General features: G+C 67.7%; 13 protein-coding genes. 1 reads left to right on the top strand and 12 read right to left on the bottom strand.

What is annotated here, in order from left to right; translation table 11 throughout:
* Positions 1 to 49: 49 nt before the first annotated feature.
* The 5 genes from glmM to trpB form a co-directional block, all read right to left on the bottom strand.
* A complete protein-coding gene (gene glmM / locus AC5O77_RS03265; RefSeq protein ID WP_032128253.1) occupies positions 50 to 1,411 on the bottom strand; it encodes a phosphoglucosamine mutase in 1,362 nt (453 codons plus the stop codon).
* Positions 1,411 to 2,286, bottom strand: coding sequence for an acetyl-CoA carboxylase, carboxyltransferase subunit beta (gene accD, locus AC5O77_RS03270; protein WP_285303115.1), 876 nt, complete (start codon positions 2,284 to 2,286; stop codon positions 1,411 to 1,413). Before accD ends, glmM begins: the two co-directional genes overlap by 1 nt.
* 218 nt (positions 2,287 to 2,504) lie before the next feature.
* Complete coding sequence (gene trpA, locus AC5O77_RS03275; RefSeq protein ID WP_285303114.1) at positions 2,505 to 3,314, bottom strand: tryptophan synthase subunit alpha; 810 nt, start codon at positions 3,312 to 3,314, stop codon at positions 2,505 to 2,507.
* A gap of 1 nt (position 3,315) precedes the next feature.
* Positions 3,316 to 3,993, bottom strand: a complete 678-nt coding sequence (locus tag AC5O77_RS03280; protein ID WP_478056990.1) for a hypothetical protein — start codon at positions 3,991 to 3,993, stop codon at positions 3,316 to 3,318.
* A complete protein-coding gene (gene trpB / locus AC5O77_RS03285; RefSeq protein ID WP_032128250.1) occupies positions 3,990 to 5,207 on the bottom strand; it encodes a tryptophan synthase subunit beta in 1,218 nt (405 codons plus the stop codon). Before trpB ends, AC5O77_RS03280 begins: the two co-directional genes overlap by 4 nt.
* A gap of 97 nt (positions 5,208 to 5,304) precedes the next feature.
* Between trpB and AC5O77_RS03290 the strand changes: the two genes are divergently transcribed.
* Positions 5,305 to 6,192, top strand: a complete 888-nt coding sequence (locus tag AC5O77_RS03290) for a LysR family transcriptional regulator (protein ID WP_032128249.1) — start codon at positions 5,305 to 5,307, stop codon at positions 6,190 to 6,192.
* Between the two features lie 48 nt (positions 6,193 to 6,240).
* On the opposite strand, the gene AC5O77_RS03295 is transcribed toward AC5O77_RS03290, so the two are convergent.
* From AC5O77_RS03295 to AC5O77_RS03325, 7 genes are all read right to left on the bottom strand, one after another.
* Positions 6,241 to 8,097 carry a C40 family peptidase gene (locus AC5O77_RS03295; protein WP_478056991.1) on the bottom strand — a complete coding sequence of 619 codons (1,857 nt, stop codon included), beginning with the start codon at positions 8,095 to 8,097 and terminating at the stop codon, positions 6,241 to 6,243.
* Between the two features lie 48 nt (positions 8,098 to 8,145).
* A complete protein-coding gene (locus tag AC5O77_RS03300; RefSeq protein WP_478056992.1) occupies positions 8,146 to 8,811 on the bottom strand; it encodes a hypothetical protein in 666 nt (221 codons plus the stop codon).
* Positions 8,812 to 9,064: 253 nt separating this feature from the next.
* Positions 9,065 to 9,721: a phosphoribosylanthranilate isomerase gene (locus tag AC5O77_RS03305; RefSeq protein WP_019660598.1), complete on the bottom strand. Its 657-nt coding sequence runs from the start codon at positions 9,719 to 9,721 to the stop codon at positions 9,065 to 9,067.
* On the bottom strand, positions 9,718 to 10,488 hold the full coding sequence (gene truA / locus AC5O77_RS03310) for a tRNA pseudouridine(38-40) synthase TruA (protein ID WP_478056993.1): 771 nt from the start codon (positions 10,486 to 10,488) through the stop codon (positions 9,718 to 9,720). The genes AC5O77_RS03305 and truA overlap by 4 nt, the downstream gene beginning before the upstream one ends.
* 32 nt (positions 10,489 to 10,520) lie before the next feature.
* Positions 10,521 to 10,883, bottom strand: a complete 363-nt coding sequence (locus AC5O77_RS03315; protein ID WP_032128247.1) for a VOC family protein — start codon at positions 10,881 to 10,883, stop codon at positions 10,521 to 10,523.
* Between the two features lie 26 nt (positions 10,884 to 10,909).
* A complete protein-coding gene (locus AC5O77_RS03320) occupies positions 10,910 to 12,964 on the bottom strand; it encodes a FimV/HubP family polar landmark protein (protein ID WP_478056994.1) in 2,055 nt (684 codons plus the stop codon).
* A 148-nt stretch (positions 12,965 to 13,112) separates the two neighbouring features.
* Positions 13,113 to 14,141 carry an aspartate-semialdehyde dehydrogenase gene (locus tag AC5O77_RS03325; RefSeq protein WP_478056995.1) on the bottom strand — a complete coding sequence of 343 codons (1,029 nt, stop codon included), beginning with the start codon at positions 14,139 to 14,141 and terminating at the stop codon, positions 13,113 to 13,115.
* Positions 14,142 to 14,171 lie beyond the last annotated feature (30 nt).

Consider the following 14,171-nt stretch of genomic DNA (forward strand, 5'->3'; position numbering starts at 1 on the left):
AACGCCCCGGAATTCCGGGGCGCTTTCTTTGTACGGATGCGCAGTCGCCTCAGCTGGCGGCTTCACGCACCGCAGCGGACAAGCGGTCCAGCGTCTGCTGCATCAGCGTAGCGTCATCGGCTTCCACGGTGACCCGAACCACCGGCTCGGTACCGGACGGCCGCAGGAACGCGCGGCCACGGCCGGCTACGGCCTGCTGCGCCACAGCCAGCGCGGACTGCACGCTTTCAGACTGCACCGTGGCCTTGGCCGAGACATTGCCCAGACGCACGTTGACGGTCTTCTGCGGCACCCGCACCAGGCCCTTCAGTGCCTGGCGCAGGGTCTGCCCACTGTTGCGCAGCGCGACCAGCACCTGCAGAGCGCTGACGATGCCATCACCGGTGGTGGCCCGGTCCAGGCACAGCAGATGGCCCGACGCTTCCCCACCGAGTACACCGCCGCCTTCGACCAATGCCTGGTGCACGTAGCGGTCACCAACGTTGCTGCGCACGAACGGGATCTGCAGATCGGCGAAAGCTTTCTCCACGCCGTAGTTGCTCATCAGCGTTCCGACCACCGGGCCGCGCAGGCGGCCTTCGTCCTTCCAGGCGCGGGCCAGGATGTACAGCAGGTCGTCACCGTCGACCGGGTTGCCCTGGTCGTCGGCCATCAGCACACGGTCGCCATCACCATCGAACGCGATGCCGAGATCGGCACGGGTCTCGCGGACTTTGGCCGCCAGGTTGTCGATATGGGTGGAACCCACACCGGCGTTGATGTTGACGCCGTTGGGCTCGGCACCGATGCCGATCACCTCGGCCCCCAGTTCGCGGAACAGCAGGGGTGCGATCTGGTAGGTGGCGCCGTGTGCGCAATCCAGCACCAGGCGCACGCCACGCAGGTCGAACGCGCGCGGCACGCTGGCCTTGCAGAACTCGATGTAGCGGCCGACCGCTTCACGCGCACGCGATGCCTTGCCCAGCTTCTCCGATTCGGCGGTGGTGAACGGAACGTCCAGCGCCGCTTCCAGGGCAAGTTCGGTGGCATCGTCGAGCTTCTCGCCCTGGGCCGAGAAGAACTTGATGCCGTTGTCGTAATGCGGGTTGTGCGAGGCGCTGATGACGATGCCGGCGTCCACGCCCAGCGTGCGGGTCAGGAACGCCACCGCCGGGGTCGGCATCGGCCCCAGCAGCTGTACGTCGGCGCCGGCGGCGACCAGGCCGGCTTCCAGTGCCGCTTCGAACATGTAACCGGAAATGCGGGTGTCCTTGCCGATCACCACGATCGGCCGGCGCCCGTCCTGGCCGCGCTGGGCAACCAGGACACGGCCCAGGGCATTGCCCAGGCGCAGCACGAAGTCGGCCGAGATCACGCCCTGGCCGACCCGCCCACGGATGCCATCAGTACCGAAGTACTTGCGGCCTCCCATCAAGCCACCTCCGGCGCCGGCTGACGGCCCAGCATTCCCAGCAGATCGGACAGGCGGTCGCGCATTTCGCGGCGGTCGCAGATCTGGTCGATGGCACCGTGCTCCAACAGGAACTCCGAGCGCTGGAAGCCTTCCGGCAGCTTCTCGCGCACGGTCTGCTCGATCACGCGCGGGCCGGCGAAGCCGATCAGCGCCTGCGGTTCGGCGATGTTGATGTCGCCCAGCATCGCGAACGAGGCCGACACACCACCGGTGGTCGGGTGGGTCAGCACCGAGATGTACGGCAGGCCCGCTTCACGCAGCTTGCCCAGCGCGGCCGAGGTCTTGGCCATCTGCATCAGCGAGAACAGGCCTTCCTGCATGCGCGCACCGCCACTCTGCGAGAAGCACACGTACGGGGCGCCGATCTCGACCGCGGTTTCGGCGGCCAGCGCGAAACGCTCACCCACCACCGAGCCCATCGAGCCACCCATGAAGGCGAAGTCGAAGGACGAGGCCACCAGTGCACGGCCCTTGAGCAGACCGCGCATGGCGATCAGCGCGTCATATTCGCCGGTGTTCTTCTGCGCGATCTTGATGCGCTCGCTGTACTTCTTCTGGTCCTTGAACTTGAGCAGGTCGGTCGGGCCCAGGCGCGCACCGATCTCGGTGGTGCTGTCGGCGTCGAACAGGGCGGCCAGGCGCGCACGTGCGCGGATCGCCATGTGGTGGCCGCACTTCGGGCAGACCTCCAGGTTCTCTTCCAGTTCCGGACGGTACAACGCGCTGCCGCAGTTGCTGCACTTTTCCCACAGGCCCTCGGGGACACTGCGCTTCTTGCTGGGGGTGTTGTCGGTGCGGATGCCGGACGGCATCAACTTGCTGAGCCAACTCATGCGGGAGGACACTTCCGTTCAGGGCGGCCCAAGGGCCGCAAAGGCGGACAGTCTAGCTCCGCTTTCCCCGCCCGTGCACCCCCTTGCCGGACACGGGGCCGCCGGAAAAAACCATGCTGGGACGTACGTTTAGCGCGGCAACGCCGTGCGGGTAGCGCCGGGCCATGCCCGGCGGATACCCTTGTGCCCCGCACCGCCGGGCATGGCCGGCGCTACCGTTACTGGTCCAGCGCCTGCCGCAGCGGAGCCAGGAAGGTTCGAGCGCGCTGTGCGGCCTCCTCAGCCGAGCCCGCTTCGGCCAGCGCCGCCACCAGCGCGCTGCCGACCACCACGCCGTCGGCCTGGCGGGCCATCGCCGCAGCACTGTCGGCATCCTTGATGCCGAAGCCGGCCACCACCGGCACCGAAGCACGCGCGCGCAACGCCTGCAGGCGGGCACTGGCGGCATCGCTGTCCAGGCGCTCGGACGCGCCGGTGACACCGGCAAAGCTGACGTAGTAGAGGTAGCCACGGGCCAGCGCCAGCAGCTTGTCGGCGCGCGCCTCGCTGGTAGTCGGCGACGCCAGCAGGACCAGTGCCAGGCCCGCTGCATCGAAGGCCTGCTGCGCTTCGCCGGCTTCTTCCGGTGGCAGGTCGACCAGCAGCACGCCGTCCACACCTGCCTCCACGGCTGCCGTTGCGAAGGCCGCGTAGCCATGGATCTCCACCGGATTCAGGTAGCCCATCAGCACCACCGGCGTCTGAGCGTCACGCTCGCGGAACTGCGCAACGGCCTGCAGCACGTAGCGGCTGCCAGCACCACGCGCCAGCGCGCGCTCGGAGCTGCGCTGGATGGTCGGGCCGTCGGCCATCGGGTCGGAGAACGGCACGCCCAGTTCGATCACATCGGCACCGGCATCGACCAGCGCGTGCATGACCGGCACGGTGGCCTCCAGCGAGGGATCACCGGCGGTGATGAAGGGAATCAGCGCCTTGCGCTGCTGCTCGCGCAGTCGCTGGAAACAGGCATCGAGTCGGGATACAGGCATCTCAGGCACATCCTTCAATCAGTTCAATCGCATCGCTGGTCCCCCAGTACATCTGGATGACCCTCCCTTCAAACAGTTCCACGCGGATGCCAAGGGCCGAGCCCGGGTCCTGCCAGGTGAGGTACTCGCCCTGGTCACCGTTGTAGGCATGCGGGCTGGATACCGGCGGCTTCGGGAACTGGGCCATGGCCTGGGCGCGGGTCATGCCGACACGCAGGCCGAACGGCCCGGGCTGCTGGGTCGGCGCCCCGCTCTCCGGATCCAGGCCGAGATCGAAACGGACCACGCGATCGTCGTCGGTCATCATCGACACGCCCGGCGGCAGCCCCTTGCCGTCGTAGTACTCGCAACTGCCGCCGATGGCTTCGACCGCCCCTTGCGCGGTCCACGGCCCGAGTGCCTTCAGATCGGTCATATGCTGGCCGATCAGCACCTCGCCGGCATGGTCCAGCGCCACCGAGGCCACCGCGGGCGCGTCATCGCTGTCCTTATCTTCCACAGACGGCGGATCGTCGATCGGCGTACGCGCCATCGGGTCAAGATCATCGTTGGCGGCCTGCTGCACAGGCTGCGTGGTGGCCTTGGCGGCCGGTGCCAGCACCGGCGGCTCCGGCGGCTGGCACGCGGCCAAGCCCAGCGCCAGCAGCAGCACGCCACTGTTCCGCAGCCCCGCGCTCACAGCACCAGCCCTTCGCGCGCGGCGATGGTATGCACGTCCTTGTCGCCACGGCCGGACAGATTGCACAGCACGATCTGGTCACGCGGTCGCTCACGCGCCAGCTTGATCGCCTGTGCCAGCGCATGGCTGGATTCCAGCGCCGGCAGGATGCCTTCGGTGTGCGCCAGCAGGTGGAAGGCCTGCAGCGCTTCCTCATCGGTGATGCCGAGGTAGCGTGCGCGGCCGGTATCGGCCAGGAACGCGTGCTCCGGCCCGACACCCGGATAGTCCAGGCCGGCTGATACCGAGTGGGTCTCGATGATCTGGCCGTCGTCGTCGCACAGCACATAGGTGCGGTTGCCGTGCAGCACGCCCGGCCGACCCGCCGCGATCGATGCAGCGTGGCGCCCGGTGCTGATGCCATCACCGGCAGCTTCGGCGCCGACGATCTCGACCTGGCGATCATTGAGGAAGGCATGGAACAGGCCGATGGCATTGCTGCCGCCGCCGACGCAGGCGGTGATCGCATCCGGCAGGCGGCCGTACTCGGCCAGCATCTGCTCGCGTGCTTCGCGGCCGACGATGGCGTTGAAATCGCGCACCATGCGCGGGTACGGATCCGGACCAGCCACGGTGCCGATGATGTAGAAGGTGTCCTGCACGTTGGTCACCCAATCGCGCATCGCTTCGTTGAGCGCGTCCTTCAGGGTGGCCGAGCCGGAGGTGACCGGCACCACCGTCGCACCGAGCAGCTTCATTCGGTAGACGTTGATCTTCTGCCGCTCGATGTCGGTGGCGCCCATGTACACCACGCATTCCAGGCCCAAGCGCGCGGCAACGGTGGCACTGGCCACGCCATGCTGCCCGGCACCGGTCTCGGCGATGATGCGCTTCTTGCCCATCCGCGCGGCCAGCAGCGCCTGGCCGATGGTGTTGTTGATCTTGTGCGCACCGGTGTGGTTCAGGTCCTCGCGCTTGAGCAGGATCTGCGCACCGCCGACATGATCGCTCAGGCGCTGGGCGTGATAGATCGGGCTCGGCCGGCCCACGTAATGGGCCAGGTCGCGGTCATAGGCCAGCTGGAATTCGGGGTCCTGGCGGGCCTGGTCATAGGCCTGGGCCAGTTCCTGCAGCGGGCCGACCAGGGTTTCGGCGACGAAGCTGCCACCGTAGCGGCCGAAGTGGCCCTGGGCATCCGGGAAGGCGTGGTAGTCGGCAATGGGGGAGGCAGACATGGAAGCGACCGCTGGTTCGAGACAGGTGGATACTCTAGCGCACGGGTCGTGACCGGAAAATGGATATTATCTGGCGCATATCGTCAGGAAATCTCACATGAGTCGTTCCCTGCTGCCTCCCCTCAATGCGCTGCGTGCGTTCGAGGCCACCGCCCGTCTGGGCGGGGTTGGGCGCGCCGCGCAGGACCTGCATGTCACCCACGGCGCGGTCAGCCGGCAACTGAAGCTGCTGGAAGACCATCTCGGCCTGGCGCTGTTCCAGCGTGCCGGCCGCGGCCTGCGCCTCACCGCTGCGGGCACGCGACTGCAGGCCGCGTGCAGCGAGGCGTTCAGCGGCATCGAAGACTGCGTGCGCGAGCTGCGCCGGCCGACGGCGGCCCCAGCACTGGTGCTGGGCTGTAGCGGCAGCGTACTGGCGCGCTGGATGATCCCGCGCCTGCCCGTGCTGCAGGCCGCCCTGCCCGGCGTGCGCCTGCAGTGGTCGGCGCTGGATGGCAGTTTCACCGAAGCACAGGCGGCGCTGGATGCCGTACTACTGCTGGCGCAGGGGCCGTGGCCACGGGGCTGGCAGGTGCGTGAGCTGGCGCCGGAACGGGTCGGCGTGGTGGTGGCACCCTCGCATCCGGCCGCGCAGCGCCTGCGGCAGGTACCGCCCTCGGCGCTGCTGCAGGAAACGCTGCTGCACACCAGCTCACGGCCGCAGGCGTGGCCGGCGTGGGCGCAGGCGCACGATCTGGACACCGCGAAGCTGCAGTTGGGCACCGCTTTCGAACATCTGTACTACCTGCTGGAAGCAGCCGTGGCCGGGCTGGGCCCGGCGATCGCACCGGAGCCACTGGTGGCCGAAGATCTGGCAGCAGGCCGGCTGGTCGCACCGTGGGGGTTTACCGCCACCGGCGGCTTCTGGGTGCTGGCGCGGCCGGATGGCCCGGCCGATGCACGGGTGGACGCCCTGGCCGACTGGGCAGCAGCGCAACTGCAATGAGACGAGGCTCCGGGCGGCGTTCACCGCCCGGAGCCGGCAACACAGGCCTCAGCGACCGCCCATCGCGACCCGCTGCTGCTCCTCATGCACCTGCTGCTGGTGCGAAGGATCTGCCAGCAGCTTGGCACTGGTCTGCTCCAGCGACGGCGGCGCCTGGGCCAGGTCCACCGCGGTGCGGAAGCCCGGCGTCGTGCCCATCACGAACGCCTTGCCATCCTGCACCGTGATGCTCTGCAGCTTGTCGGCCGCGTCGATTCCGTTCTGCTTTGCATGCAGGGTGATATTGGCGGCAGCCTCTTCGGAAAACACGCTGGGAAGCTTGCTGCGGACGGCGTAGTGCAGTGCGTGGTCCGGATGCGATGCATCGTTCAGCGACGGCCCCTTCGGTACAGCCGCTGCAGGTTCGTGGCCCTGCGCACGGCCCGCCGCCAGCGCGGCAGCGGTCTGGCGACCGACAATTCCATCGGCCACCAGCCCCTGCTGTTTCTGCAGCGCGATCACCGCTTCGCGGGTGTGATCACCAAAACGACCATCCTCTGACAACCGATGGCCCTGCGCATCACGCACACCGAGCTGGTTGAGAGTCTGCTGCAACGCCTGCACGTCGGCGCCACGCTGCCCCTGCTTCATCACCTCGCTGGCCGCCGGGTGCGATGCAGCCGACTGCGCGGTAGCGGCAGGCCGGGACGGCGCAGGTTCGCCATTGCCGTGCAGCGGCGCGCGCACCTGGAATTCCGGCTTCGGTGTCAGCGCACCAACGATGCGGGTGCTTCCGCCATCCCAGTACCCGCCCGGCCGGATGGTGACTTCGGCCGGCCCGGTGCTTCCCTGTGAACCGATGAACTGGATGTTTCCCTGCGCGTCATAGCCTTTGAAAATGCCGACATGCTGGCCCTGCGACGAGGAGAACATCAGGATGTCGCCCTGCTTCAGCGATCCGTTCGGTTTGCGTGCTTCGGCAGCCGAGGTCACATCGAAATGCTCGCGTGCGTAAGCCGTGGTGTTCGCACCATTGAACAGCGTCGACGTAGTGAACCCCGCAGCGTTCTCGCCCCGCACGTCGTAACCCGCGTTCTTCAGGCCGCGCCATACGAACGCCGAGCAATCCACGCCGAAGCGTCCGTCACCATCGAGGTCACGCTCCAGCCGGCTGCTGTCGCGACCCGGGCGCGGATGGTCCGGGCGCCCGTATTCGTACTGGCGGCCTGAGGCCATGAAATGCTGATAGGCCTCGTTGTAGAGCGCGGCACTGCCGACTGCAGCCGCGGCCTGGCCCGCAGCAGGCGCCGCCGCCGAAGGCGTCTGTACCTGTGGTTGGGTCTGGGTCTGCACGGGCGCGGCCGCCGGTGTACGCGTGGGTGGCTGCTGCGTGGCAACCTCACCCGGCTGCCAGCCCTCGAAACGGCGGATGCCGTCGGCCAGCACTTCACGCTCGCGCACGCTCATCTGGCCGACGGTCTTCGAGCGCAGGTCGACACCCTGGCGATCGCCTTCGGCATAGATGGTGGCCGCCTGCTCCTTGTGGTGGGTGGTGCCGCTGTAATCCTTGGTGGAGTAGCTCGGCAGCATTTCCTCCACGGTCTTGTCGCCGAACCGGCGTTCGAGCAGCTGGATCTTCGCCACCCGGCCGGCTTCATAGCTTTCGAAAACCGCGTTGCCCCATTGGTCGAGATCGACCACGCCCTTGTAGCGCCCCTGCGCCGATTCCAGCGCCTGCTCGCGGGTACGCGGATTGGTCACCGTCTTGTCCGCGCTGCCGGCAAATTCAAACTTGAGATTGCCAGGATTGTTGTTGCGCCACGAGACGCTGCCGCCTGATCGTTCGACGACACTGCCATCGTCCATTTCCAGCGTGCGCGTGGTACCTACGCTGCTGACCAGCCGGATGATTTTTGGATCCGACATGAGCTGTTCCTTTGCCAGTGGTTGATTGGACCGCTCCCCTGGCGGTGATTACATTCCGTTGGAAAACACGTCGAGCACGTCCGCACTGACCCAGCCCTGTGCGCAGTTCCCGGCGTAACGTCCCGGCGCCGCCGCATGGCAGGCCTCGCCCCCCGTGGTCGCCAGGCCAGTGATCGGCCTGTCGCCATAGGTGTCACACAACGTGTTGCCCTTGCACTTGCCGACCGTCGCAGCGGGAACCGCAACGACGTAATAGAACAACGGATTCTGTCCGGTACGCCCGATGCCCTGCACGCAGACCAGCTGCCCCTTCGACAGCTTCGCGGTCACGCTGGCCTTGCTGCCGGTGGATGGCACCGCACTCAACGTCTCCACGCCCTTGGCATCGGCTACGCCCGCGAAGAAGCCCTGGTCGCCACAGTCCGGCGACAGTTCGACATCGTAGAAATCACCGCTGTCCACATCGCCGGCCGTGCAGCCGCTGCCCGTACTGGCGTTGCTGCATTTCACGCCACTGGCCTGGATCAGCGCAGTCAGGCCGTCGGCTGCCGGTGCTGTGGCAGGTGCATCTGCCGGTGCGGCAGCGGCCGGTGCCGATGCGGTCGGGGCGGATGAGTCACCGGCCGCACACGCGCCCAAGGCAAGCAGCAGGCCGGGCACGAGCGTCAGGCGGGCCAGGCGGATACGGCGGGAAGAGAGATGGGGCATATCCATTGCGTCCTCGTTCGAAAGGTAGGGCGTATCTCAGGGGTGCGGCCAGCGACACGCACACGGCATCGCGCCCAGCCAAGACAGGCTGGGCGCATTGTGTCCGATCAGATGTTCGGGGGGTGTCGACTTTTTGGCGCTGGAACCTGAATCAACCGAAAGCGTGATACTCATCGCATTCAGGATTCGCCCGCCTTCACGGCACGGCGGAATGCACCGTCGACGATGACATTCCGGGTGACCCCTCAGGTGACGCGGATCACTCCAGAACGGTGCAATCCGCGCGACGCACTTCTTCGACGAAGGTGCGCATCTTGTAGCCGTCCTTGATGCCCGGCTCCAGCTCGATACCGCTGGACACGTCCACGCCCCACGGCAGCGTCGCCAGCACGGCATCGTAGACGTTCTCAGGGTTCAGGCCACCGGCCAGCAGGAACGGCCGGTGCAACCCGGTCGGAACGCGGCCCCAGTCGAACGCCACGCCGGTGCCGCCACCGCCACCCGGGGCGTGGCTGTCGAACAGGAAGCCGGCAGCGCTGGGGTAGCGCAGCTGCAGGGTGCGGGCGTTGACCTCTTCACGGCCGCCCATGGCGATCGCCTTCAGGTACGGCATGTTGAAGCTGCGGCAGAAGCTTTCGTCTTCCTCACCATGGAACTGCAGCAGGGTCGGACGTACCGTACGCAGCACCTCGCGCACTTCCTCCTTGCTGTTGTTGCGGAACAGCGCCACCACGTCGACCATCGGCGCGATCGCCTGGCGCATCGCGCGGGCCTCGGCCGGTGCAACCCGGCGGCTGCTCTCGCGGGCAAAGATGAAACCCACTGCGTCCACGCCCAGCTCACCGGCCAGGCGGACGTCGCCGGCACGGGTCATTCCACAGAACTTGATGCGCGTACGGTAGTAGGAACGGCTCATAGCGTGACCTCGGCGGGCAGATGCCAGTTGTCGGGGTACAGGGGCCCAAGGAACACCAGGCCCTGCGGCGGTGCGGTGGGACCAGCTACGGTGCGGTCGCGCCCGGCCAGCAGTTCGGCGATCCATTCCACCGGTTTTTCGCCGCTGCCCACCAGGATCAACGATCCGACGATATTGCGGACCATGTGATGAAGAAATGCATTGCCACGTACTGCGACTTCGATCACTTCGCCATGACGGCAGACCTGCAACGACTGCAGTTCACGCCGCGCATGCAGCGCCTGGCACTGCACCGAACGGAACGCGCTGAAGTCATTCTCGCCAAGCAATGCCTGGCCGGCGGCATGCATCAGGGTCTCGTCCAGCGCACGGCGCTCCCAGCTCAGGGTCTGCCGGTCCAGCGCCGGCCGTACCTCGCGGTTGAGGAGCCGATAGCGATAGCGGCGCGCACGCGCGGAGAAGCGGGCGTGGAAATCATCGGCCACCGGCACGCACCAGCGCACCGCGATCGAGCGCGGCAGGCGGGTGGTGGTGCCGAGCATCCAGGCGCGCGGATCGCGCACCACGTCGGTATCGAAATGCACGACCTGGCACTGGCCATGCACGCCGGCATCGGTGCGGCCGGCGCAGATCACCTGCAGCGGCGCATCAGCCACCGATGACAGGGCCTGCTCGAGGCTGGCCTGCACGCTGGGACCACCCTCGCCCAGGTTCTGCCAGCCCCTGAAATCGCTGCCGTCGTACTCGACGCCAAGCGCATAACGCATGTGCTACCTCGATGTTGCGGATGGGGCGGCGCTCAGGCCGGATCGCGTTCGGACCAGACCGCCAGTTCGTTGCCACCGGGCTCGACGAACTGGAAGCGGCTGCCACCGGGGAAGGAAAACACCGCGCGCACGATCTCGCCGCCGGCGTCGCGCACGGCGGCCTCGACCGGTGCCAGTGCGTCGGCATACAGCACCAGCAGCGGTGCACCGCTGTCGCTGGCCCGCTGCGGCTGGCCACGGAAGAAGCCGCCCTGCAGGCGGCCATCGTCGAACGCCGTGTAGTCGCTGCCGTAGTCGACGAACGACCAGCCGAACACCTTCTCGAAGAAGGCACGGCTGGCAGCCGGGTCGCTGGACGCGAATTCAACGTAGTCGATGCGGCGTTCGCGGCTCATGGCAAGGTCCTTGTCGGCAGATTCGGTCACGGCAGGCGGGCCAGCAGTTCGCGGGCCTGGGCCTGGCTGTGCAGGTCACCGCCTTCGGCGACTTCCAGCAACAGGGTGCGCGCCGTCTGCGCGTCGCCCAGATCGAGGTAGGCAATGGCCAGTTCCAGGCGCTCCTGGCCGGCACGTGGCGACCAGCCGGCGTCGCCGGCAGGCGCGGCCGCGCTCGACGCGACGTCGTCGGAATGAGAGGCCTCGATGCTGCCATGGTCGATGCCGTCGATGGCTTCGGGATGAGCGGCATCCGCCGGCGTCTCGTTGTCATGCGCGTCGGCCGGCAGATCGAACACGCCGCGGAACTGCGGCTGCTGTTCGGCATGCAGTGCGTAGTCCGGCACCGCCACGTCGGCCGGCGCCTGCGGTACAACACGTTCGTCCCGCAGCGGCGCGGCGACGACAACCTCGTCGGCGGTGGTTGCGGAATCGTCCCAGCGCGGCAGATCGGTCACCGCTTCGGGCAAGGCCACCGCGTCCTCGTCGCGCAGCGTGTCGGCCTGCCAGTCGGCCCGTACCGCGTGCTCGGCGACGGGTTCGGCGACCACTACGTCGTGCACTTCGGTTTCGGTCGCCCAGTCGGGCATCGCCGGTTCCTGGCGGCCGTTGCCGGCAACAGCCGATGACCACGAGGACTGCTCGGCCAGCGTATCCAGCGCCGCACCCGCCGGCACCGCTGCGGCCAGGCCGGCGGCATCGTCTTCCTCACGCAGCGGCGGCAGCGGCGACGGCTTGCGACGACGCAGCAGCCAGGCGGCGCCCGCCGCCAGCAGCAGCACCGGCAGCCCCAGCCAGTACCACGGCGTTGCCGCATCGCGGGCATCCGGTGCCTGCGTCAGGCGCTGCTGCGCGGCGGCCAGGTCGTTGTCCTTCATCGCGATCAGCGACTGCTGCTGTTCCTTGAGCTTTTCAAGGTCGGCCACGCGCTGCTTCAGCTCGCCGATCTCGGCATCGCGGGTGGCGATGTCCTCACGCGCCTGGCGCAGTTGTTCGTTGCCCAGCATGTCACCCTCGCTGCCGGCAGCGGTGCCGGTGGTTGTGCCCGCGTGCGCGGCGTCGGACGCCAGCGCCGGAGCGATCTCAAGTCGTGCCCCATTGGCCGCAGCCGGGGAAGAAGCGTTCGTGGCTGCCGCCCTGGCAACCGGTGCGGCCATGCCCACCGGTTGCGGCACGGTACGCGACTGCCGCCATTGCGCGGCATGCTCGCGCACCAGCGTCGCCGCTTCGGCAGCGTCGACCGCAGCAAGCGCATCACTGCCGGGCATGCGCAGCACCGCACCCTGCTTGAGCAGGTTGACGTTGCCGCGGATGAAGGCTTCGGGATTGGCACGCAGCAGGGCGATCATCGCGCGGTCACGACTGACCTGGTTGCCACGTGCCAGCGCACTGGCGATCTGCGACAGGGTCTGCCCGCGCTGCACGGTGATGCTGCCATCGGCCGCCGGTGCAGCAACTGGCGCGGAGGCCGCACGCGGGCGTGCCGGTGCTGACGCCACCGCTGGCGGCGTCGTCGTGGGCGTCTCTGCTGCTGGCACCGAAGCCGGTGCAGGTTCGCGCACGATGGTATTGGAGAGCGTACCGGCCGGCGCGACGATTTCCGGCTCGGCCACGGCCAACGCACTGGGCGGCGCATCGACCAGTGCCGAGTACTCACGCACCAGGCGGCCCTGGCCCCAGTCGGCTTCGATCAGGAAGCTGAGCGACGGCGTCTCCACCGGCGCCTGCGAGGTGACGCGCACCACCGCCCTGCCCTGCGTGTCGCGGGTCAGTTCGAACTGCAGTTCACTGACCAGTCCGGTTGGCCGCTGCAGGCCGACACGTTCGAAGGTGACCGGTGAGGCCAGCGCCACGCGCAGGTTTTCCAGTTCGGACGGGTCCGCCGAGACCACCGGGATTTCGGCCAGCAGGGGCTGGCCCGGCTTGGACAGGACCCGGATGTCGCCCAACCCCAGGGCAAGCGCCGAACTGCTGGCCAGGGCGAGCAGTGCGGCGGACAGATAGGTGAGCGGGCGCTTTGCGCCCTTGGCCCGTTTATTCATGGGCGACACTATAAAGCGTGCGGACCGGGGTCCGCACCCACCGATGGGAGACCTTCGGTAGTGCCGGCCGCTGGCCGGCATACACGCACGCCCCCATCACGGCAATACCGGCCAGCGGCCGGCACTACCGATGAGGCAACCGCTGTGATCAGCGCTGCTCGGCGGCGACCAGCTCGGCCAGCTGCACGGCATTCAACGCCGCGCCCTTGCGCACGTTGTCCGACACGATCCACAGGTTCAGGCCGCGCGGGTGCGACAGGTCCTCACGGATGCGGCCGACGTACACCGCGTCGGTGCCCGACGCATGCGTGACCGGGGTCGGGTAACCACCGGCTTCGTGACGATCGACCACTTCGATGCCCGGCGACTGCTCCAGCAGCGCGCGCGCTTCTGCGACGGTGACCTTATCGCGGGTCTCGATCGCGACCGACTCGGAGTGGCCGTAGAACACCGGCACACGCACTGCAGTCGGGTTCACCAGGATGCTGTCGTCACCGAGGATCTTGCGGGTCTCCCAGATCAGCTTCATCTCTTCCTTGGTGAAGCCATTGTCCTGGAAGTCGTCGATGTGCGGGATCAGGTTGAAGGCGATCTGCACCGGGAAGCGCTGCGGATCGATTTCCTGGAAGCTCAGCAGCTGGCCGGTCTGCTTGCCCAGTTCCTCGGTAGCCGAACGGCCGCCGCCGGACACCGACTGGTAGGTGGAGACGTTGATACGCTCGATGCCGTACTTGCGGTGCAGCGGCGCCAACGCCACCAGCATCTGCATGGTCGAACAGTTCGGGTTGGCGATGATGCCGCGCGGACGGTTGGCGACCTGCTCCGGGTTGACCTCGGACACCACCAGCGGCACGTCATCGTCGTAACGGAAGGCCGAGGAGTTGTCGATCACCACCGCACCCGCTTCGGCGAACTTCGGTGCGTATTCCTTCGACACGCTGCCGCCGGCCGAGAACAGCGCGATCTCGACGCCGCTCGGATCGAAGGTGGCCAGATCCTGGACCTTGACCTTCTGGCCGTTGAACTCGATCTCGCCGCCGGCCGAACGCTCGGAAGCGAGGACACTCAGGGTACCGACCGGGAAGTCACGCTCGGCCAGGATCGACAACATGGTCTCGCCGACCGCACCGGTGGCACCGACGACGGCGACGTGGAAACTGCGCTGTGCATTGCTCATGGGGGAAACTCTCACGAAAACGGGGATGGG

This window comes from Stenotrophomonas sp. INTA L402-1, from assembly GCF_059295135.1.